Source organism: Neobacillus sp. DZ-9, from assembly GCF_059587065.1.
Genome location: NZ_JCAIOL010000005.1, coordinates 380,930 through 402,772 on the forward strand (window position 1 = coordinate 380,930; position 21,843 = coordinate 402,772).

19 protein-coding genes are annotated in these 21,843 nt (G+C 36.3%); 14 read left to right on the forward strand and 5 right to left on the reverse strand.

Annotated features, from left to right (window positions below; genetic code table 11):
* The first annotated feature begins 70 nt into the window (after positions 1-70).
* Positions 71-481 (forward strand): VOC family protein, encoded by a 411-nt coding sequence (locus tag AC59HZ_RS16795; protein WP_496546932.1) that lies wholly within the window; start codon positions 71-73, stop codon positions 479-481.
* A gap of 585 nt (positions 482-1,066) precedes the next feature.
* Here the strand turns inward: AC59HZ_RS16795 and AC59HZ_RS16800 are convergent.
* Positions 1,067-1,459, reverse strand: coding sequence for a thiol-disulfide oxidoreductase DCC family protein (locus tag AC59HZ_RS16800; protein WP_496546933.1), 393 nt, complete (start codon positions 1,457-1,459; stop codon positions 1,067-1,069).
* Positions 1,460-1,608: 149 nt separating this feature from the next.
* Here AC59HZ_RS16800 and AC59HZ_RS16805 point away from each other — a divergent pair, with 149 nt between their 5' ends.
* The gene (locus AC59HZ_RS16805) at positions 1,609-2,682 is read left to right on the forward strand and encodes an NAD(P)H-dependent flavin oxidoreductase (RefSeq protein WP_496546934.1); all 1,074 of its coding nucleotides are present in this window, start codon (positions 1,609-1,611) and stop codon (positions 2,680-2,682) included.
* Between the two features lie 73 nt (positions 2,683-2,755).
* Complete coding sequence (locus tag AC59HZ_RS16810; RefSeq protein ID WP_496546935.1) at positions 2,756-3,403, forward strand: phosphatase PAP2 family protein; 648 nt, start codon at positions 2,756-2,758, stop codon at positions 3,401-3,403.
* Positions 3,404-3,497: 94 nt separating this feature from the next.
* Here AC59HZ_RS16810 and AC59HZ_RS16815 read toward each other — a convergent pair whose 3' ends face one another.
* From AC59HZ_RS16815 to AC59HZ_RS16825, 3 genes are all read right to left on the reverse strand, one after another.
* A complete protein-coding gene (locus AC59HZ_RS16815; protein ID WP_496546936.1) occupies positions 3,498-4,166 on the reverse strand; it encodes a YwrJ family protein in 669 nt (222 codons plus the stop codon).
* Between the two features lie 189 nt (positions 4,167-4,355).
* Positions 4,356-5,588 (reverse strand): hypothetical protein, encoded by a 1,233-nt coding sequence (locus AC59HZ_RS16820; RefSeq protein WP_496546937.1) that lies wholly within the window; start codon positions 5,586-5,588, stop codon positions 4,356-4,358.
* Between the two features lie 65 nt (positions 5,589-5,653).
* Positions 5,654-6,202, reverse strand: a complete 549-nt coding sequence (locus tag AC59HZ_RS16825) for a YwrJ family protein (protein ID WP_496546938.1) — start codon at positions 6,200-6,202, stop codon at positions 5,654-5,656.
* Positions 6,203-6,649: 447 nt separating this feature from the next.
* Here AC59HZ_RS16825 and AC59HZ_RS16830 point away from each other — a divergent pair, with 447 nt between their 5' ends.
* The 11 genes from AC59HZ_RS16830 to AC59HZ_RS16880 all read left to right on the forward strand — a co-directional run bounded on the left by AC59HZ_RS16830 (position 6,650) and on the right by AC59HZ_RS16880 (position 20,443).
* Positions 6,650-8,050, forward strand: a complete 1,401-nt coding sequence (locus AC59HZ_RS16830; protein WP_496546939.1) for a UDP-N-acetylmuramoyl-tripeptide--D-alanyl-D-alanine ligase — start codon at positions 6,650-6,652, stop codon at positions 8,048-8,050.
* A 12-nt stretch (positions 8,051-8,062) separates the two neighbouring features.
* The gene (locus AC59HZ_RS16835; RefSeq protein WP_496546940.1) at positions 8,063-9,469 is read left to right on the forward strand and encodes a Mur ligase family protein; all 1,407 of its coding nucleotides are present in this window, start codon (positions 8,063-8,065) and stop codon (positions 9,467-9,469) included.
* A gap of 28 nt (positions 9,470-9,497) precedes the next feature.
* Positions 9,498-11,102, forward strand: a complete 1,605-nt coding sequence (aepX, locus tag AC59HZ_RS16840; RefSeq protein WP_496546941.1) for a phosphoenolpyruvate mutase — start codon at positions 9,498-9,500, stop codon at positions 11,100-11,102.
* On the forward strand, positions 11,089-12,219 hold the full coding sequence (gene aepY / locus AC59HZ_RS16845; RefSeq protein WP_496546942.1) for a phosphonopyruvate decarboxylase: 1,131 nt from the start codon (positions 11,089-11,091) through the stop codon (positions 12,217-12,219). The genes aepX and aepY overlap by 14 nt, the downstream gene beginning before the upstream one ends.
* Positions 12,212-14,083, forward strand: a complete 1,872-nt coding sequence (locus AC59HZ_RS16850) for a 2-aminoethylphosphonate aminotransferase (protein WP_496546943.1) — start codon at positions 12,212-12,214, stop codon at positions 14,081-14,083. Before aepY ends, AC59HZ_RS16850 begins: the two co-directional genes overlap by 8 nt.
* Complete coding sequence (locus tag AC59HZ_RS16855) at positions 14,070-14,477, forward strand: NUDIX hydrolase (RefSeq protein ID WP_496546944.1); 408 nt, start codon at positions 14,070-14,072, stop codon at positions 14,475-14,477. Before AC59HZ_RS16850 ends, AC59HZ_RS16855 begins: the two co-directional genes overlap by 14 nt.
* Before the next feature lie 21 nt (positions 14,478-14,498).
* Positions 14,499-15,203, forward strand: a complete 705-nt coding sequence (locus AC59HZ_RS16860; protein ID WP_496546945.1) for an NlpC/P60 family protein — start codon at positions 14,499-14,501, stop codon at positions 15,201-15,203.
* Positions 15,204-15,363: 160 nt separating this feature from the next.
* Positions 15,364-16,434, forward strand: a complete 1,071-nt coding sequence (locus tag AC59HZ_RS16865; protein ID WP_496546946.1) for a YheC/YheD family protein — start codon at positions 15,364-15,366, stop codon at positions 16,432-16,434.
* Positions 16,415-17,857, forward strand: coding sequence for a YheC/YheD family endospore coat-associated protein (locus AC59HZ_RS16870; RefSeq protein ID WP_496546947.1), 1,443 nt, complete (start codon positions 16,415-16,417; stop codon positions 17,855-17,857). Before AC59HZ_RS16865 ends, AC59HZ_RS16870 begins: the two co-directional genes overlap by 20 nt.
* Positions 17,775-19,121, forward strand: coding sequence for a YheC/YheD family endospore coat-associated protein (locus AC59HZ_RS16875; RefSeq protein WP_496546948.1), 1,347 nt, complete (start codon positions 17,775-17,777; stop codon positions 19,119-19,121). The genes AC59HZ_RS16870 and AC59HZ_RS16875 overlap by 83 nt, the downstream gene beginning before the upstream one ends.
* 17 nt (positions 19,122-19,138) lie before the next feature.
* Positions 19,139-20,443, forward strand: coding sequence for a YheC/YheD family protein (locus AC59HZ_RS16880; RefSeq protein WP_496546949.1), 1,305 nt, complete (start codon positions 19,139-19,141; stop codon positions 20,441-20,443).
* A 220-nt stretch (positions 20,444-20,663) separates the two neighbouring features.
* Here AC59HZ_RS16880 and AC59HZ_RS16885 read toward each other — a convergent pair whose 3' ends face one another.
* Positions 20,664-21,734: a CotH kinase family protein gene (locus AC59HZ_RS16885; protein ID WP_496546950.1), complete on the reverse strand. Its 1,071-nt coding sequence runs from the start codon at positions 21,732-21,734 to the stop codon at positions 20,664-20,666.
* Between the last annotated feature and the right edge of the window lie 109 nt (positions 21,735-21,843).

Genomic DNA, 21,843 nt, shown 5'->3' on the forward strand with positions numbered 1-21,843 from the left:
TTTCAACAAAGGAATTTTACTTAGAATAATCGAATGATAAAGTGGTATTAAATTTAGAGGAGTGTTTAATTTGAAGGGACAAGCTACACCTTATTTGATGTTTGATGGCAATGCAAAAGAAGCATTAGAGTATTATCGAGAAGTATTTGGCGGGGAAGTAATAAACGTGCAAACATATGGAGAAGCAGATTACCCGACACCTCCTGAGGCAGCGGACAGAATAATTCACGCACAATTTAAAAAGGACGATTTATTTTTAATGGCTTCCGATGCTTTTCCAGGCAATCCAGTTACAGTAGGAAGTAATATCTCCTTGGCAATAGAATTAGATAGCGAAGAAGAAATTCAAAAAATTTATAACGCACTAAGTGAAAAAGGTACCGTTTTTATGGAACTACAGGATACTTTTTGGGGTGCAAAATATGCAAAAGTAAAAGACGCTTTCGGCATCATTTGGGATTTGAATCATCCAAAATCTTAAATAAAAAAAATCAATGCCATTCTTAGTTTGATGGCATTGATTTTTTTTGAAGGTATTTTGAGCGGTTCATAATGCCCCTGATTCCGAAAAAAGAAGCCCCACGGTCACTAAGGACGGTTCATAATGCCCCTGATTCCGAAAAAAGAAGCCCCACGGTCACTAAGGGCGGTTCATAATGCCCCTGATTACGAAAAAAGAAGCCCCATGGTCACTAAGGGCGGTTCATAATGCCCCCGATTCTGAAAAAAGTCGCTCCATGGTCACTAAGGACGGTTCATAATGCCCCTGATTCCGAAAAAAGAAGCCCCATGGTCACTAAGGGCGGTTCATAATGCCCCCGATTCTGAAAAAAGTCGCTCCATGGTCACTAAGGGCGGTTCATAATGCCCCTGATTCCGAAAAAAGAAGCCCCACGGTCACTAAGGGCGGTTCATAATGCCCCTGATTCCGAAAAAAGAAGCCCCATGGTCACTAAGGACGGTTCATAATGCCCCTGATTCCGAAAAAAGAAGCCCCACGGTCACTATGGACGACCCATACAGCCCTTGAGTCTGAAAAAAATTTTTCCGCTACCAATAAAGTAGATCACTCCAAAAACCTGTCCTTCCATTCGGGAGCAGGTAGCAGACAGCTTTCTTTTTTACCAAACCATTTATAACGATTAATGGCGACTACATCATAGACGAAATCTCTAATGGGTTTAGGGATGACTAAAAAGAAGGGAAATAATCTCCATGCACCTTTTAAGTTCATACAAACTCTTAATGCAGCAGTTGACTTTAGGTATGGTTTATTGTTTTCGATGAGTACAAAGCTATTCAGAGCGGTATTTAAGCCGTATTGTTTCAGAAGCTTTTGACCGGTTTCACCTTGGAGCGAAGCAAATTTAAAGGCTTTATCGGCATCCCGTTTTAAAATAAATTGAACACTTTGATTACAAAGATTACAGACCCCATCAAATAGAACAATCCGTTCCACATTTTCACCAACTTAATCTCAGATGGGTCAATCATATCACAATAACAAACTAGTCCTGAAATAATTTATTCTTGCTCCACATAAAAACAATGATAAAATTTATATAGGGAAATATTAGAAGTAAAATCGGGTCAAGGGGGCCGAATGTCTTGTGGGAAAATGATTTTACGAGATTGCTAAAGATTAAATATCCAATTATTCAAGCACCGATGGCAGGGGGGATTACGTCCTCTGAGTTAGTGGCCGCGGTTTCCAACACTGGCGGCCTTGGGATGATTGGAGCCGGTTATATGAGTCCTGAACAAGTCCGGCTTCAGATAAAGGAAGTTCAGCAGTTAACTGATAAACCATTCGGTGTAAATGTATTCGTACCTGCAATATATGAAGCTGATAAAAAAAATCTGCATCATGCCAAAACATTATTACAGCCAATATTGGAAGAACTAGGTGCTGAGGACCAATCCGTACTTCCAAGCTTCGAACAAGATCTACAAAGTTTTCATGAACAATTAAATATTATATTGGATGAAAATGTGCCTATTTGTTCCTTTACTTTTGGGATTCCACCGCTTGAAATGGTTAATCAACTTAAGGAAAACGGGGTCGTCTTAATCGGAACTGCCACAACGGTATCAGAAGCCCTTATTAATGAAAAGGCAGGGATGGATGCTGTTGTTGCCCAGGGGACAGAAGCAGGTGGCCATCGCGGGACCTTTCAAAATGAAAATAAACATAGCTTAATAGGCTTAATGTCATTACTCCCACAGGTGGCTGATCAACTTAGCATTCCTATTATTGCAGCTGGCGGAATCATGGACGGAAGAGGATTCATTGCTGCGAAATCCCTTGGTGCTCTTGGGGTCCAAATGGGTTCTGCATTTCTTGTTTGCGAAGAAAGCAGTGCAAACAAAATTCATAAAGAAGCGATTATTCAAGCAACTGAGGAGCAAATTGTAGTTACCAAAGCCTTTTCAGGAAAAATGGCCAGAGGTGTAAACAATCGCTTCATTGAAAAATTGTCCAATTATGAAGATGGATTGCCAGACTATCCGATACAAAACGAATTAACTAAAGCGATAAGAAAGAACTCAGCAGCAACGGGAAATCCCGAATATATGTCACTTTGGGCTGGCCAAAGCCCGAGGCTTGCTCGGAAATTACGTGCTAGTGACCTAATCAATCAGATTGTAAATGAGGCGGAAATAGTACGCTCAAAACTATAAACCGCTTAAATAAGCTTCAAATTTTTACTTCATTCTGAGTAAACTATTATATTAGTAATTTGGGGGTGACTGCGTGAAAAATCATTTGAAGAAAGCACCCTACTTGCTTTTCATGTTGGTGATTCCTCTCCTTGCCAAGATATATCAATTATTAAATCTCCGGGCACAAAAGGGAGTGGACCTTTCAACTCCAATTGATCATGCCATTCCGTTCTTATCGATATTTATCATTCCATACATTTTGTGGTATGGTTACATCTTTTTTTATTTAGTCTATTTTTGTTTTAAGGATACAAAGGTATATCTTAAAACTGTAATATTAATGGTTGTTGCTGAGTTTATTTGCTTCATTATTTATTTCTTTTTCCAAACAACCGTACCGAGGCCTGACCTTGAAGGAAATGATCTATTAACCAGCTTGGTTCAATGGATCTATAAGAAGGACCGTCCCTATAATTGTTTCCCAAGTATCCATGTACTTACAACCTTTGCGGTGATGCTTGCTTCACTTCATATAAAAAATAAGCATCTGATAAACAATTTATGTATTCATGTAACAGGTGGGTTAATTATCATATCGACCCTGTTTGTCAAGCAGCATGTTGTTTTTGACATGATTGGCTCCATGTATCTGGTTTCTTTTTTATTTGGAATATCCTTTGAACGCTTATACTTGCGTGTCCCAAATAAGTCCGAAACCGTTTATGTGAAAAATAAATAAAATTCCTTTAAAAAGAGTGTCATTTTAGACACTCTATTTAAGTTATTGAATTAATAAGCTTGTTTCATTCATTGCCAAAAATAATTTGAGGATTTTATGTCATATGAACCGTTTTAATATGCTGAAGATTTACATAAACTGGGTCTTCTTTAGCGCTAATTAATTCAACAAAATTATTCTTGATTCCTTGGATTTTTCCGATTACATTCTCATTTTCACCAATATTGAATACAATCAACTCTCCCGTTAATTTTTCAATTTGGACTTCAAACGATCTGGCAAAGGTAAGGTTGCTAGGGTTTACTGGAAGATTAGAATTGCTTAATCCATAAGGTCGTTGATTGTTTGTATATGGAATCAACCATTTTAGATGGTTAAGGGAGATAAACATTGTTTTATAAATGGGGGAGTAGAAAACAAAATAGTTATTCATAATGCTAATAATATACCCATGGAGTGCTTGTTTACTTGTTACATAAATTTCTGTGAAAATGCCTTTTGCTGCTGTTAGGGTTTTTCTTAATGAAATTTCTTCATTATGATTGTATATTGGCGCCAAATCGTCATTTAGGTTAATTTCATCTATTTCATCCTGTTTCAAAAATTGCCAGTTTTGACAATGAATAGTTGGAATGTAAAGGTAATCATATCCATTGTAAACAACCCATAGGTCACTGCCGATATCACAGAGTATTCCACTTATAAACTTTTTTCCAGAGATTTCTAGTTTAATATATTTACCGATATTGTCTTTTAAATTCATCAACTCACATCCTTTCCTTTTAATTTCAATTTACAAAAAGAGCTGGGTTGAAATGGATTTGCGATGAATTGAAAATATTTCATACCCAACACTATTTTGTAAATGTCTTAGGATGCTAAAAGGTTTAGTGAAATCGCAGTGATTTTTGGGATACTTCATATATGGTTTCATAAGCTATGAATTTGCGAGTTAGAATCTTGTCTTATTACTTCTATTTGGCCATCCGGAGAAGAATGAAGTTCTTTCGATTTCCTTTGATGTTGCAGGTTCACCAGCAAAACGGAAGCCTCTGACTGGCTGTTCCACTTTTCTTGTCTCATCCTTTTTATTCTGAGCAGTTTCATTCTTGTTCTCTTCCGCAGCCTGTTTAGGTACAGTAACGATTTCTTTAGCTTTATAAACTGGTGCGATAGGTTCTTGTTTTTGCGTCACCTGAGCTTCTTTTGCTTCTGTTACAACTTTTGCTTCTTTTACAACTTTTGCTTCTTTTATAACTTTTGCTTCTGTTACTACTTTTTGAGCTGCAGGTTTTTCTTCTTTGATGTGGATGTTTTTGTTCTCAACTGTTCGTGGTTTTTCTTCTTTGATGTGCGTGTATTTGTTCTCAGCTGCTCGTGGTTTTTCTTCTTTGATGTGCGTGTATTTGTTCTCAGCTGCTCGTGGTTTTTCTTGCTTTTGGATGTTTTGAACTTGTTCTTCTTTAGGCTTTCTAATTTCATTGTTGATTTTTTGAGTTGTAACCTCATTTAACTTTTTAGTGACATTCTTAATGGATTGAGACCAAACTTTTGTTTGTTGATCGTTTTCTTCCGATACAACTTTAACGTTTTCTTCGGATTTGTTCTCTGCTTTGCTTTCTTTTGATGAAGAGGCCACCGTTTGTTTTGAAGATTCGGTGGAAGTCACTTGTGCGGTAACTTCCGCTTTCTTTTCCTTTTTATTATCTTCTGCTTTTACATTTTCCTGTTTTTCAGATTGATTGGAGTTGGAGTTATCATTATTTTGGATAAAACCTTTTAAAATATTTGAAATATGGGTTAACTTAATTAAAATTCTTTCTTCACCACTAATCAATGTAGCATAATCTGAATCAACATGGCTCAATATACCGTTAAATGACCGCTTGTTTAAGCACAAAATTGTTACCCATGATTGTTTCAGTGAATGCAATACTTCCGTTAAGCTTTGTGTTTTTAAGAATTCAGTTTCTGTATCTTCGCCTTGAAATTGTTTCGTATTCTTCGTGATTGCTTGAACCTGATCGAGACTATAATAGAAGATATAGTTGTTTTCATTTTCTAAAATGACATGATCGGGTTCGACTCCAATTAATTTTCCTTTATATACTTCTTCACCTACGTATAGATTTACGTTAAATCCAATTAATAAATCTAATGTCGATGAAAAATTATTTCCACCCATTAAAAATCCTCCTTTTATAATGTTGTCGCTTCTCCTTCGAGAAGCGACAAGGTTCTTATCTTTAATTATCTTGCATATTGGCTTTTTGAGGATTCGGACTTTACGACTCGTTGTTTTGATGATTGTTTGTCAGAAGAAGACATTTTTTCTTGGCTATTTTGGTTATCTGATTTTTCTTCCTCTGCCTTTTCAATTTTTAATCCATAGCTGATATTGCGGATATGGTACATGGAAAGGCGAACAATTTCCTCCTTATTGATTAAGGAAACGAAATCATTATTAATATCGCTTAGGACACCTTCTAATTTTTCTGGACCGCCGCGATTAATTTTGACCCATTGGAACTTTAATTGATCCAACAGACCATGGAAGTTGTCTGCTTGTTTGTACGTAAAACCCTCAGGAACTTCAATGTTAAATTCCAGTTGTTCCTTTGCATTCTCCGTCACACTTTTAATATGATGCGTGTAGTAGTAAACCACACCTTCATCTTCTGTGAGAAGAACAAGATGATCCTCATTGACATCCAGTAACTTTCCAATTCTTGATTCTGGACCACCCCGGTCAATTTTTATAATTTTTCCGACCAAAGACTTCATCATGTCTTTATTCATAAAAGTATTTTCCTCCTTTAAATTAAATAAACATTTACACTACATCAATATGTATCACGGTGTGATGTTGTACTAAACAAGTAGCCTTTTTTTACCCATTTTGAAAAAAATAGGCAAAAAAACGTATATGATATTTAACTATATATTCAATTCAAGAAATGGAGCTTGTCAGCTCTATTTGGAAAAGGGGATATTAATAAACTTATTCTTTTCTTTGGATTTTGGTTAACACGTATAGCAAGTAATTACGATCGGTCATAAACTAAAACAGTATTTTAATAAATTTATAGAAAAAAAGGATTCTCCTACACAAAATGAACTCCTATGGAATATCTTTTGTTTAGGAATAAAAAAACGTCTGCTCATAAGCATTCTTTCTTGCTCATATTTATAAAGAATGATTGGCTAATTTTGAACTATATAAAAATATGAAGAAAGGAGCAGGAGATGAAAGAACTTTATTTAAATGAGATTAGCCCGATAATTGGTGGTGAATTGGTACAGGGAGAGGGTAATCCTCTTATAAAAAATGTAGTTACCAAACCTTCAAAGGTCGGCCCTAATACCCTTCTCATCGATATATATACAAAATCTAAAATTGACTCCGCGTTATTTAGAAAATCAACTCCTGTAATTGTTGTAACAGAAAAACCAAAGGATTTTTCCAGCTTTGGAGATGGAATTACGATCATTAAAGTGGATGACATTGATGATACTTACTGGAGGTTCATTGATTATTATCGAAGTCTTTTCAGTATCCCGATAATTGGAATCACAGGTACTGCAGGAAAGACAACAGCGAAGGAAATGCTTAAACATATCCTTGAAAAACGTTATACAGTCCAAGCAACCTATAAAAGCTTTAATGGTGGGCAGCGAAGTCACAGATATTTACTTGGAATTAATGAGAATACTGGAGCAGCTGTTATTGAAATGGGTGTAGATTACCCTGGCGATATTCTGGACTATTTGAAATATTTTCGCCCGAATATAAGGATGATATTAAACATTGATGTCTATCATTTAGTGGGCTGTAAAACACCAGAACGTTATTTGAAAGCAAAAGCCGAAATTCTTCATGATTTAGATCCAGTGCATGGAACACTGATCCTAAATGGTGATGATCCGAACATTAAAAAAATTGATGTAAGTAGGTACTCAAAAATTATTCAATATTTTGGCTTAAGTGAGGGCTGTCACTATCGAGCGGAAAACGTGACTGCCGATTCTAAAGGTATTCGGTTTACACTCCTTCATCAGAATCAATCCTATCCTGTCTTCGTACCTGGAAGTGGAAAACATAATGTATATAATGCACTTGCTGCCATTGCTGCTGCTTCGAGTGCAGGCGTAGAAATAAAAGAGGCCTGCGAAGATATGGCAACGTTCAACCATATGATTGAACATTTGGAGTTCAAGAATGGGGTGGGAGGGGCAACGATCATTGACGATACGTGGAATGTAACACCCATTTCCATGACATCAGCCCTTCAGGTATTGGATGAAATACCAGATTCCAAAAGAAAAATTGCGCTTTTAGGATATATGCCTCAGCTTGGCGATGGAGATTATGCACAGCAAGAGTATGCCAAGATGGGTGGCAGGGCATTCGATGCCAATTTGGATTTACTTATTGTTGTTGGGGATCAGGCAAAAAAAATTGGAAGTCGCGCAATAGAACTTGGGATGGACCCAAGTAATGTATTCTTTTCTAACGATGGGAATGAACTCTATCAAATTCTTCAACCATATTTGAACCAGGATTCGACAATACTTCTTAAACTTCCCCATCGAGTTATGATTCAAGATTCATTTCAAGAGCTAAAATCAAAAATCATTGAATCATGAGGGGGGAACGGTATGAAACCTCTATTTCTCCAAGATATTCTTGAACAGATAGGCGTTACCAATGTTAAGGGGTCGAGGAACCCTTTGATTCAGAATGTTGTTTATCGACCAAAAAAAATAAAAGACTTTACCCTACTTTTTTATCGCTATCATGATATGAAAATTGAAAAGAAATTATTTAATAAATACAAATCTGTTGTGGTGGTGACTGAACTCCCTGATAAATTCAAAGATTTGTCAGAGGATCTTATTATCATAAAAGTTTCGAATATTGAAAAAGCATACTGGAATTTTATTTCCTATTATCGCCAGCTTTTTCAGATACCTGTTATTGGTATCACAGGAACGTGCGGAAAAACAACAACAAAACAAATGGTAAAACATATCTTAAGACAACGTTATAAAGTCCAATCTACATTTCTAAGCAACAATCAAAGAGCACTCAATTTGAAATATTTGCTTGGAATTGATGATGAAACAGAGGCAGCCGTATTTGAAATGCCTGTTGCCTCACCTGGTTACCTAACGAATACAATCCAATATTTCCAACCTCAAATACGAATCCTTCTAAACATTGACGTATACCACCTAACAGACAGCAAAACACCAGAAGCCTATATGAAGGCAAAAGCAGAAATCATAAATGGGCTGGATCCTCAAACTGGTATCATCATTTTGAACGCAGATGATGAGAACATAAAAAAAGTTTTGGATGTAAATAGTTATCAGCATGTCATTTATTTCGGCTTCACTGATGGGTGCCACTTTCAGGCTAAGGATGTTCGATATGAAGATGGTGGAATGAAATTTTTACTGGCTCATCAAAATCAAACTTTTCCTGTTTTTGTCCCCGGATACGGCAAACCAAATGTCTATAATGCCCTTGCATCCATTGCAGCAGCTTCCTCTGCAGGAATGGATGTAAAGGAATGTTGTGAGAGAATGTCATCATTTGAACAAATGAACGAACATTTGGAATTCCATATTGGAGCAGGCGGGTGCACGATAATTGACGATACATGGAATGCTGCTCCTCTTTCTATGGCCTCTGCCCTCGAAGTATTACAAGAAACTTCAAGTACAAAAATGAAAATCGCCCTTTTAGGCTATATGCCTCAGTTGGGCGAGAGTATATATGCGCTGGAGCAGTATGCAAGAATGGGAGAGAAAGCAGTCGAAACAAAACTTGATCATCTCATAATTGTAGGCGATGAAGCAACAGAAATCGGCAGAAAAGCACTTGAAATCGGCATGGACCCTAGTAAAGTCCATTTTTGCCAAAATGGTATAGAAATTTATCAATTAATTGAACAGTATTTAAATCAAAATACTGCCCTTCTGATGAAAATACCCCACCGAGTCATGGTCCAGGATTCCTTCAAAGAGTTAAAGCAAAAAATCCTGGATAAAGGCCAATGATTTGTTTACAACTGAAAGGGAGATAGCAATGAAGAAGACAACAAAATTAAGAAACTTAATTAGTTCCAGCGAATTGGAATATATTATGGAGGCCCACAATGGTTTATCAGCAAAAATTGTTGAAGAAGCGGGCTTCAAAGGAATTTGGGGGAGCGGATTATCCATCTCAGCTTCAATGGGAGTTCGTGATAATAACGAAGCATCATGGACACAAGTTCTCGACACGCTGGACTTTATGAGTGAAGCCACTTCCATTCCCATTCTTCTCGATGGTGACACAGGATACGGTAACTTTAATAATGCGCGACGACTTGTAAAAAAATTAGAGTCCAGACAAATTGCCGGAGTTTGTATTGAGGACAAATTATTCCCAAAAACTAATTCTTTTATCGGTGGAGAGACACAGCCCTTAGCCGATATAGAAGAATTTTGCGGCAAAATTAAAGCAATGAAGGATAGTCAAATGGATGATGACTTTGTTGTCGTCTCTCGAGTTGAGGCATTTATTGCCGGCTGGGGACTTAGTGAGGCGCTTAGGAGGGCCGAGGCATATCGCCAGGCCGGAACCGATGCCATCCTAATGCATAGCAAGAGAAGCGATATAACTGAGATTGAGGCCTTTATGAAGGAGTGGGGAGGCAGACTGCCAGTCGTGCTTGTACCAACGAAATACTATACAGTTCCAACCCAAAAATTCAGAGAATTGGGTGCTAACCTTGTTATATGGGCAAATCATAATCTAAGATCAGCGATAACAGCCATGCAAAAAACCACAAAGCAAATCTTTGAAGAAGAAAGTCTAATCAATATTGAAAAACAGGTTGTTTCTGTTGATGAAGTATTTCGCATACAGGGAGCGGATGAGCTAAAGAGAGCGGAAAAAAGATATCTACCTGCCTCTGGGAAGAACGTAAATGCAGTCATCTTGGCAGCGAGCCGCGGGGATATGGAAGAGTTGACTGATGAAATCCCAAAAACCTTATTAGAGGTTGGGGGAAGGCCAATTCTATCAATCCAGGTGGACGAATTTAACAAGGTTGGTATTAAGGATATTTCCGTAGTCAGGGGATTTGCGAAAGACAGAGTTGCTGCAGCTAATTTTTCAGTGATTGATAATGATTTATATTCGGAAACGACGGAACTTTATTCCTTATATCTAGCTCGGGAAAAAATTAAAGAAAATACTATCATAAGCTATGGAGATATCATTTTTAAAAATTATATTCTTAACGACCTCTTAAATGATATGAGTGACATTACCCTCATTGTAGACGCAGATGTAGAAACCATCACCAATGATCGCGACTTAGTATCCACTTCCACACCATACTCCAAAAAGCTATATTCCAGTACTGTTAAATTTACGAAAATGTCCGGTGACTTAAAAGATAAAGAAATCCATGGGGAATTTATCGGCCTTTGGAAGATAAACAAAAATGGTTCTAACATTGTAAAAAAAGCTCTTGCGGATTTATCCGAAAGAGAAAACTTTAAACAACTGACCATGGCGGACCTCTTTAATCACATTAGTCTTTCACATCCAATTGCCGTGAAATATATTAAGGGATCTTGGCTTGATATTGATACAATTATAGATCTCCATAAAGCAGGTGATTTGTTTGATAAGCACTAAAGAATTTGGCAATGAATTAAGAAGGCATGGTTTTGATTTTTTCACAGGTGTCCCTTGTTCATTTTTAAAGAATTTAATTAACTATGCGATTAATGATTGTGATTATATTGCAGCAACCAATGAGGGAGAAGTAGTTGCTATTGCTGCAGGAGCTTATCTCGGTGGAAAAAAACCAGTTGTTCTCATGCAAAATTCTGGGTTAACCAATGCCGTTTCGCCATTGGTTTCCCTAAATTTCCCCTTCCGGCTTCCAGTTCTTGGCTTTGTCAGCCTAAGAGGGGAGCCAGGTATCCCAGATGAACCCCAACATGAGTTAATGGGTTGTATTACGACAGAAATGCTGGACCTAATGAATATTAAATGGGAGTATCTATCAAGTGATTTCGACGAGGTAAAGAAGCAATTAGTGAGGGCCAATGCTTTTTTCGAAAACGATCAATCTTTCTTTTTTGTTGTGAAAAAAAATACGTTTGAGAAAGAACCCTTAAACGATCAAAAACAACTTTCAAACCAAAATAAGATCAAAATAATGAAAACTAATGAAAATGAATTTCCTACAAGATTTGAAACATTAAAACTGATTAATTCATTAAAAGGAGAAAAAACTGTACAATTAGCGACTACAGGAAAAACGGGAAGAGAGCTTTATGAAGTTGAAGATTCATCCAATAACCTATATATGGTTGGTTCAATGGGCTGTATAAGTTCGATTGGCCTCGGTCTTGCAATAACTAAAAAGGATCATGAAATTGTTGTCATTGAAGGAGATGGGGCCCTTTTGATGCGGATGGGAAGTCTTGCAACTAATGGATACTACGCTCCCAAAAATATGCTTCATATTCTAGTAGATAATAATACTCATGATTCTACGGGCGGACAGCTCACGGTATCCCACAATGTACAATTCGTTGACATTGCTGCAGCCTCCGGTTACTCAAATTCTATTCACATCCATAACCTGACAGAATTAGAAGCCCAAATAAATGCTTGGAAGAAAGACAAACAACTGACCTTCCTTTATATTAACATTGCAAAAGGATCAAAAGAAAATCTAGGAAGACCTAAAATGAAGCCACATGAAATAAAAGAGAGATTGAAGGTGTTCCTGAATGGTTAAAACGGCCGTTATCTTAGCTGGGGGTATGGGAACCCGACTAGGTGAAAAAACAGAAAACCTGCCAAAAGGTTTTCTAAAATTGGATGACAAGCCCATTATTGAGCAATCTATTTTAAAGTTACTTCAATCAGGTATAGAGACGATTATCATAGGAACAGGGCATTTGTCTGAAGTCTATGAGCAGCTGACTACAAAATATCCACAAATTCACTGTGTACGGAATGATAAATATAGAACAACGGGCAGTATGTATACTCTTTATAACGTGAGGGGGCACGTTTCCGAGGACTTCCTTCTTCTGGAAAGTGATCTTATCTATGAAAAACAGGCTTTAGATCATTTAGTTCAGCAGAAAAAGCCAGACGTCATCCTAGCAAGTGGTTTTACAAATTCTAATGATGAAGTTTTTCTTGAAATCGATGAAAATCAGCATTTAGTAAATATGTCTAAAAACCGACATGATCTTAAGTCAATTGACGCAGAGTTAACGGGAATCTCAAAGATTTCCCATCAAGCTTTTCTCGCAATGTGTGACTATGCCAAGTCTAGTTTTATAGAAAATCCATTATTGGATTATGAATCGGCATTAATTGGCATATCGAAACAAATGAAATTATCTGTTGATAAGCTGGATCATTTAATCTGGTGTGAAATTGACAATGAAGCGCATTTGCTTGGAGCAAAGCAATTTATATATCCAATGGTTAAAATGAAAGAAAAGAATTTTCCGTCCGTAAATAGAAACATATTATTAAATCCTGGTCCTGCTACAACGACTGATACTGTAAAATTTGCCCAGGTTGTTCCAGACATTTGTCCGAGAGAAGAAGAATTCGGTGAAGTAATGGAAATGATCTCAACTGAACTTACAAAATTGGTTGCAGATCCGACAAATTATACTACCGTATTGTTTGGAGGGTCTGGAACTGCAGCGGTTGAGTCGATATTAAGCTCTGTTATTGGTGATGAAGCCGTGCTTATCATTAATAACGGTTCTTACGGAAAAAGGATGTGTCAGATAGCAGAAGTTTATAGGCTGAATTACCTTGAATATAAAAGTAGTTCGCATGAAGAGATAGATTTAATTGCCTTAGAGGATTTCATTCAAAAAGCAACTATGAAAATTTCTCATTTATGCGTGGTTCATAACGAAACCACAACCGGTCTGCTAAATGATATCGGGAAAATTGGACGTATTTGCAGAATTTATGACATTCAATTGATTGTCGATGCTATGAGCTCATTTGCGGCTATCCCAATCGACATGGAGCAAATGAATATTAGCTATCTGGCCGCCTCTTCTAACAAAAACCTGCAAGGCATGGCTGGTGTAAGTTTCGTTATTGCCAACACGGCCGATTTGGTTCAGACCCAGCACCTTAAACCAAGGAACTTGTATCTTCATCTTTATTCACAGTATCGCCATTTTTTAAAAACGAAGCAACTGCAGTTCACTCCTCCTGTTCAGACACTTTATGCTCTTAAACAAGCAATCATAGAAGTGATCATTGAGGGAGTTGGGAGGAGGTATGAGAGATATACCAAGACATGGGATGTTCTTATGAAAGGCATAGAAAGGCTAGGATTATCCCATTTAGTGAGGAAGGAACATCATTCCCGTATCATAACTGCGATTGTTGACCCTGATCACCCTAGCTATGATTTTGAAGATATGCATGATTATTTTTATAATCAAGGATTTACAATCTATCCAGGAAAGCTTGAAGGACAGAATACCTTTCGAGTTGCAAATATTGGGGAAATTACATGTACTGATATGGAAAAATTTATAGATCTTCTCGAACAATATTTTATAAAAATAGGTTATTGTCCTGAAAGGAACGAGATAAATGGCATTTCCTAAACATAGGTTAGCTGTTTCAGTTGCAATTCTAAATAATCAAAATGAGATTCTTTTGGTGAAAAATTGGAAAAGAGGCTGGGAGTTCCCTGGGGGGTACGTAGATAATGGGGAATCATTACATTCAGCAGCCATAAGGGAAGTGAAGGAGGAGGCTGGGATCGAGATTCAGTTGTCGAAAATGTGCGGACTGATTCAAGATGTAAAAAACAGCCGATGTACGGTTCTTTTTTTAGGCAGCCCATTCCGCGGCGAGGTAAGCGGAGGGGATGATGCCTTGGATGCTGGTTATTTTCCTATTGAAGAGGCATTAAATAAAGTAACCTGGAAAACGTATAAAGAAAGAATTATTAAATGCTTAAATGAAGATACACATCCGTTTATTATAGAATCCTAATCTTTAATAAGGAGTTAAGTAATGAGTGTCTCCTTTGTCTTATTAACTACAGAAGAAGCAATCGCTAAGTACAAAAAGAATTACAAGGACTATGTGCGAAAAGAATTGGTGAAGGTTGATAAGTATCGGGAAACCTATCGAAATTTAAAAGGCAGTCTGGCTGACCAAATTGTGGAAAGAGCAATCTGGTATATGCATCATGGCTATACTGTGTATGGAAGCGGCTATAATGGCTATCATTCCCATGGAGTGATCGATTGCTCTGGATTTGCCAAATTAGTTTTTGGTGATTTTGGTTTTAAATTATCGGGGGTCTCCAAAAAATATGAATCAATTGGAATTGGGCGGAGAGTTGAAGGTGTCCATCCTAAACTGGTTGATTCATATTGGAGGCTTGATGGTGTGGAAAATCTGCGGCTGGGTGATATTTTAACGTGGTGGAAGGAAAGAGCTGACGGAACCTATTTCATCGGTCATGTTGGAATATATATGGGGCAACTGGACGGGAAACCAACGGTAATTTGCACAGCAACAGGCGCACCAACGGCCATCGGGATTATCAGTAAATATAAACACTGGTATGGGAAGCATTTCTATAATGCCCAACGAATACTTCCGGAAGGCTCATGGACTCCTGGTTTGAAAATTTCTGGTCATAAAGATAAAGGGCCAGTAATTCCGAAGAGTTATGTTCTACCGCCTCAAAATCCTATAATCATGCCTTAATACTATGATTATTGCATACAATTACTCTACTTTATCAAGTCCTAGATTTTATTTAACAGATTTTGCTAATGGTTTTCGGTTTTGGGCATACATTTATGAATCCTTTTCATAAAATAAAGTATTGACTTTGTTACCCGTTGCAACAAAAGGGGTGTAGACCGTGCAACTCGATACCGTTGATTTTGGTTTCATTTATCATGAAAAAAAGCAAAAGCAGCTTTATACGATGATGATCGATCAATTCAGACATTTGTCAAAAAGTAAAAATATAAAAATTGTTCTCTTTACATTAGGTCATTTGGATTTAGAAGAACTGGTTGTTACCGGTACAATGATTGCAGGTGACAATATTAGTCATGGACCATGTAAAGTACCAGCTTATATTTATAATTTTGCTCTTCATTCAACAGCCGATAAAATTGATAAAATGCGCATTTTAAGGAAATTGGAGGCTATTACTGTTATAAATCCAGTAAATCGATTCATACAAGGAATCATTTTCGAAATGTTAGCATCTTGTCCATCCTTTCGGCCTTATCTCTTGCCATCAAAATCATTTAATACTTCCACCTTCATCGATTTTGATCACAAATATGATACATTTTTTCTTCTGCCGGAAAATTCATTTCTCCCGCCAAAAGCTGTTGTAATCAAAAATTTTCAGAACAATGACTATATGATTTACATTGGACAAAATGGGCAATTGCGAAAAAAGGACGATTTGGTTAGTTATATAAAAAAAATGATAAACAAAAAGAAATATATCTTATTCAAAGGGATCGAGCTCTTAAGAATGGGAAATGATCCATTAGAGACGAAGATATTTCTGCAGAAAAGTGAGAAGGGCGAATGGTGCAGTACTGTTATGGCAGTTAAAAAAGGGATTTTTTCGAGAAAAGAGTTGTCTTATTCTACATCAAGCGAAGCGACACGCGATTTAATAAGTCCAGTAAACGAAGAACAACTCTCAGATATTTCAATCCAAATCGGCAGGTTTTTAGATTTCCACATCCCATTCATTGGAAGTTATACATTTGACTTTATTTTCGACGAAAATAATTGCCCCTATCTGATTCATATTAGCGGTTTCGAACAAGATCAATCCTTCTTTCAACTCCTAGATTTCGATACTCAATTAACACTTCTCAATAATTCATTTAATTATCTGTATTATCAAATGAATAATTATGTAACGAAAAGGGTGCAGCCAAATGGATTGGATCAAAGTTGAGCGAGGTGCTGCGGATACTTCAAATCAATTCCAACATATTATTTACACTTCAATTGAAATGGCCAACAAACTAAAAACCAAGACTAAACTGATCTTTGGACAAAAAGAAATCTCTATAACGGTAAAAGCAAATCCTGACGTTTTATCTTCAACAGGAAATCATTTTGAAAATCCAGCAGTCTTTCAAATGTCTATAGAAACGATTGAAGAACTTCTCCTTCAAACATCGGCCACATATCAAATGTATTTTTCCGATTCGACGATTCGCATAGGACCAGTAATTGGCTTCTTGTTAGGTGATCAGCATTTTTATTATCATCACCGCAGAATGAAGGAGCTTACGGATGCTATGGGAGTCTATCAACAAGTAGGTGGACTCTTCATCGCGTTCCGATATTGTTCGATTGATTGGAATGAAAAATGTATTTACGGCCAATTTTTTAATTTTGTTACTCAAAAATGGGAGTATGGGAAATTGCCTTTACCTTCTGTCGTTTATCGAAGAGGTTTTAATTCTCGGAATAATTTTGTAAATCAGTATAAAGATGAGTTAAATTGGAAGGTTTTTAATGACGTTAGATTTGATAAATGGGAGTTATACAGTCGAATAAAGGATAATGAATCCCTAAGACCCATAATCCCTGAAACCGAAATATTGAACATATCAAATCTTTCAAGGTTTCTAAAACTATATAAAAATGTGATACTAAAACCCAAAAATCTTTCTAGAGGCAGAGGCATATCAATAATTACTGAGAAACCCAACGGATGGATAAAAATTCACGATCATCAACAATATAACGATATTATTATTCATTATACTCAATTAGAGGAATATTTAAGTAAGGGTATATACCAGCAAAATGAGTATATTATCCAGCCATATATTAATTTAGCTAAAATTGATGGAAGACCATGGGATATCAGAGTTGTAATGCAAAAAAACACAAGCAATGAATGGCAGTGTAATGGTATCGAGTGCAGACTTGCTCCTATGGGCAGAATGATTACAAATATTTCGAACGGAGGCAGGGCGCTTTACCTAAATGAGGCATTGGAACTAGCGTTCGGTGCGGATGTGGATATAGATCAAATCGAAAAAGAAATTTTATCAATATCGCTAGAGTTTTGCAAAATAATGGATGAAACAGGCTATCATTTTGCTGAATTTGGTTTAGATTTAGCCCTTGACCAGCAAAAACATTTTTGGTTTATAGAATCGAATGTACGACCAGCTTTTAAAGGATTTAAAGAGTTGGATGAGAGAATTTATCAGCGGATTTGCTACGAACCAATTCTATATTCTGCTCAGGTGGCAGGTTTTGGCAGGGAGGTGCAAGATGAGAACAAAATTCAACATCATTCCGGACCTGAATGCACTAAACTGCATAACCATGCATCCGAATATGGCAAAACGGAATAATATTTCAGCCCGAAAAAAATGGTTTCTGCGATTTGGTATTCAATCTTTGGAAATAAAGCTTAGAACATCCTCTTTTTTAGAAGAAAACGAGTTGAAAATATCAGTTGAAGTCATTGAACATCTTAGAATCCCTTTGAATTGCCTTTATGAGATTCGCCGGGAGATGAACGAAATAATACTCGGGCCTTATATCGGAATCCTTACAGCATCTAAAAAGTCGAGTTTGGATGAAACAGTACAGTATTTATCCAATTATTTATATGATTATAATCATATCGGAGGAGCTGCATTAGCCTTCTCACTCGAAGGAATCAATCCAATTGAAAAGACAATCGAAGGTTATTTATATAATCCGGAAATGAAAAAGTGGGAGCCAGGAGTTTACGCCTATCCTGCATCTGTTTTTAAAATTATCTATCTCAATAAAGATTGGCGAAATCATTTTCAAACTGTATATGGCAGTCGTTATTTTAACAGTTATGTGTTTAACAAATGGGAGATGTATAAATGGTTAAGTGAATCATCTGAGATCATTCCCTATCTGCCTAAAACCATGATTTATAATCATGCCGAAGATATTGATTACCTCCTTGGAATGTATAATGAAATCTTTGTAAAACCAGTTCATGGCAGCATGGGTGACCGGATATTTAAGGTATCAAAAAATGGGATAAATGGACTGAAGTTAGAATATCATCAAAATGGTGTTCCGTATGAAAAGCAATTTTCAAGCATTCAAGAGCTTGACTCATATTTTAAGGACCAGTTTAAGAGGAAAACCATTATTCTCCAGCAGGCTCTTGACTTAATCTCCTATGAGGGCAGAAAAATTGATTTCCGTATTGTTATGGTAAAAAACCAATCTGGTGTTTGGGAAGATATGTGTATGGTTGCAAAATATGGACAGCAAGGCAGCATAGTAACCAATATTCTTGCTGGTGGTACTGCTGAAATTGGAGAAATTACGATTCAAAAAATATTCGGTTTGTCAGATGAAGAGGTTTATAGGTTCCGGAAAGAAATTAATAGAATCATACTTAATGCTGCGGACCGAATTGAAGAATGTGGGGTACATTGTGGAAATTTAGGGGTAGATATCGCGATTGACACCTCGAAAAACATATGGATTATTGAAATGAACAACTTGAATCCTAGTCCATTGTTCGCTCTTGATATCAATGACAGACCACTTTTTTATCAAATCAAACGGCTGAATATGTTATATGCAAAAAGACTTGCTGGTTTTCCGGAGGATTTGCCATGAGTCAATATATAAAAAGAATGTCAACTATAAACGAAAAACTAATGCTTCTTCCAGAAGCTTTGTTGAAAATCGGGGAAGCCCGGCATCGCAGGATGATCGTGAATATTGGCAAGTGGAGACATGAGGTTAACGTTGAGTTCCAAAACGACTTGCCGGATTATGTTATTGGAATGGCTAGTGCTCTAAAATTACCTTTTGAACTCCCTGATCAGCTCCAATATGAAATGAAAATTAACGGCAGGAATATTCACATTGGTCCTGTCATTGGTTTTCTTGCTTTTAGGGAAAAACAGGATATGACCATTGAGGCATTAAATCAATATTTAAATTATTTTACAAGCTATGACCATATTAAGGGCCTCATTTTTATTTGTGCATCTGATAGCATTAATTATTCTAATCAAACCATCGAGGGATTTTATTATCAGGGTGAGGGTAATGGAGATGACGTTGTCTGGAAGTTTGGTACATTTCCATTTCCTGATTGCTTATACCTTCATATTGATGTAAACAAAACGGATTATGATAAAATGGTTTCGATTTTCGGAGATTCTATAGTTAACACGAATTTATGTAATAAGTGGGAATTATGGGAATGGCTTCACGATGATAAACAACTTCTAAAACACTTGCCATTTACTGTGTTATTGGAAGACATACAAAACCTCGATGAGCTGTTGGCGGAATTTGGATCCGCATATATTAAACCTGTCGAAGCTGGCAAGGGACAAAATTTTTTTAAGGTAGAAAAAACGGGTGAAAAATATCGATTCATCGATTATTTTTCAATGGAAAATAATTTTGATAGCTATGATGAAGCAAAAAAATTTCTAAACGGCTTGTTATCCAATGGAGTACATCTAGTTCAGCAAGCTGTGCCTGTTAAGAGATACGATCATCGTTGGGTAGATTTTATTGTTATGATGCAAAAAAATGCAAGGATGGATTGGAAATGTTCCTATATCGCTGCTCAACTTAGTGAAATTGGCAGTACACCTTCTTTTTCCAGTAAAACAGCATTCACAATAAATGGCAGAGATGCTTTTAGGAAATTATTTCAAATGGACGAAAGAGAGGTTTTTTTAAAGGAACAGGAAATCATTGAGTTTTGTATCTATCTTTGTAAAAATCTAGAAAAATCCGGCGGGAACTACGCTGAAATGGGTATACAAATGATTTTAGATGAGACACAGAAATTATGGCTGATAACCATCAGTCCATTAAAAGATCATATAGCATTAATAAATTCAGATAAGCAATTGTATTTAAAAGTTGTTACAGCTCCATTAGATTACGCAAAATCAATTTCTGGCTTTAAGTAAAAGGCTATGTTAAACGATATTTTCAAAAAGCCCTTAAATTATGACATCATAATTTAGGGCTTTTTAATTTATTGGCTTTGTTAAATTTGTCTGTTGATTTCCGCTCCAGGCGCTAATAATTCTATCATACATGTTAAACATACTAGATTGAATTACTATTATTTCCATTAATAGATTATGAAAAAAGCAAAAGAAGTATATGATACTAGACCATATACTTCTACTTAAATGTTGTTAATTCATCCATAATGTAGGAACTTCTTTTTTGTATAAAATTAAAAATGACTTTCTTTTCTTCATCTATTGCTTCGGGATTTGAAGTAATATATGGGTCAAGGCTCATGTATGGCTTTAATGTCTCAAAAAGATTATTAATAATAGGCTCTTGAACTTTAAAAGTAAAATCATTTTCTAAGATATTTGATAGGATATCCTTGTATTGTCTCTTAAATCGTGTAAGATGAAGGAGCCTTGCTGTAAGGGTGTTATATCCAGTAAATGGAACATAGTCATATTCCATCAACCGGCCGCGTATATTTCGTCCCCAAGTGCCATCATGGTCCCATGGGCTGATTTCATATAATTGTGTTTTACTATTTTTATATAAAGCATAATTATGAATAAAACCATCATAGTTTTGGGTACAAACAACTCCAGCTACCCATTTTAGATATTGATCGACGTCCAGTACTTTAGGAATTTCTTTTTCAAAATCTTCATTACTAAAAGTGTTAATCATGGCAATAAATTGTTCTAATTCCTCTATATCTTCGTTCGTACCAAATTTTAAAGTATAGCCCTGGCTCAACCGGGTTTTCAGTTCTTTCTTTTTGGTTAGTAATGAGAAATTTGCCCGATTATTGGTCGCATAAATAATTGGGCCTGTTGGTAAATTTCTTTTTTCTAGTAGATATTGGTCGACAGATTCAATCTCTAGGTAAATGCCCTTACAATATCCGTTAATATAGAGGAGAACATGCTTCGAGTGGGGGGCCAAAACACCGATCCTATTAAATAAATCAAAGGAGAGTTTGTTTCTGCTCATAGTAACATCAATGTATTCCGCATTTAGAATTATTTCATGGGCTCCATCTACAACAGAAGGCTTATCGAAAATAATTCGATAAGATTTTTTTTTCTTATCTCTAATGACATTCCCTCTGTAGGAAATTTTTACTGCATATCGATTTTCCCCGATCATTAATTCAGCAGGCACTAAATCATCATTCCAAATGTCCTTATTCAATTTTCTTAACCACTTAGGATTGATAAAAATCTCATATTTTAACACTTGAATTCCCCTAAACAACTTTTTTCTAGATATATGCATTTATGTATATGTATGTGTTTATGAACTTAAAAAAATTACGAGCAAAAAATTAAATGTTTGTCTATGGCAA

What these genes read in the sequence shown, in the direction of transcription:
- AC59HZ_RS16850 (WP_496546943.1), top strand. Translation starts at nt 12,212, where the DNA reads ATGGTTAAAACGGCCGTTATCTTAGCTGGGGGTATGGGAACCCGACTA.
- AC59HZ_RS16875 (WP_496546948.1), top strand. Translation starts at nt 17,775, where the DNA reads ATGAGAACAAAATTCAACATCATTCCGGACCTGAATGCACTAAACTGC.
- AC59HZ_RS16860 (WP_496546945.1), top strand. Translation starts at nt 14,499, where the DNA reads ATGAGTGTCTCCTTTGTCTTATTAACTACAGAAGAAGCAATCGCTAAG.
- AC59HZ_RS16855 (WP_496546944.1), top strand. Translation starts at nt 14,070, where the DNA reads ATGGCATTTCCTAAACATAGGTTAGCTGTTTCAGTTGCAATTCTAAAT.
- AC59HZ_RS16820 (WP_496546937.1), bottom strand. Translation starts at nt 5,588, where the DNA reads ATGGGTGGAAATAATTTTTCATCGACATTAGATTTATTAATTGGATTT.
- AC59HZ_RS16815 (WP_496546936.1), bottom strand. Translation starts at nt 4,166, where the DNA reads ATGAATTTAAAAGACAATATCGGTAAATATATTAAACTAGAAATCTCT.
- AC59HZ_RS16830 (WP_496546939.1), top strand. Translation starts at nt 6,650, where the DNA reads ATGAAAGAACTTTATTTAAATGAGATTAGCCCGATAATTGGTGGTGAA.
- AC59HZ_RS16835 (WP_496546940.1), top strand. Translation starts at nt 8,063, where the DNA reads ATGAAACCTCTATTTCTCCAAGATATTCTTGAACAGATAGGCGTTACC.
- AC59HZ_RS16880 (WP_496546949.1), top strand. Translation starts at nt 19,139, where the DNA reads ATGTCAACTATAAACGAAAAACTAATGCTTCTTCCAGAAGCTTTGTTG.
- AC59HZ_RS16870 (WP_496546947.1), top strand. Translation starts at nt 16,415, where the DNA reads ATGGATTGGATCAAAGTTGAGCGAGGTGCTGCGGATACTTCAAATCAA.
- aepX (WP_496546941.1), top strand. Translation starts at nt 9,498, where the DNA reads ATGAAGAAGACAACAAAATTAAGAAACTTAATTAGTTCCAGCGAATTG.
- AC59HZ_RS16825 (WP_496546938.1), bottom strand. Translation starts at nt 6,202, where the DNA reads ATGAATAAAGACATGATGAAGTCTTTGGTCGGAAAAATTATAAAAATT.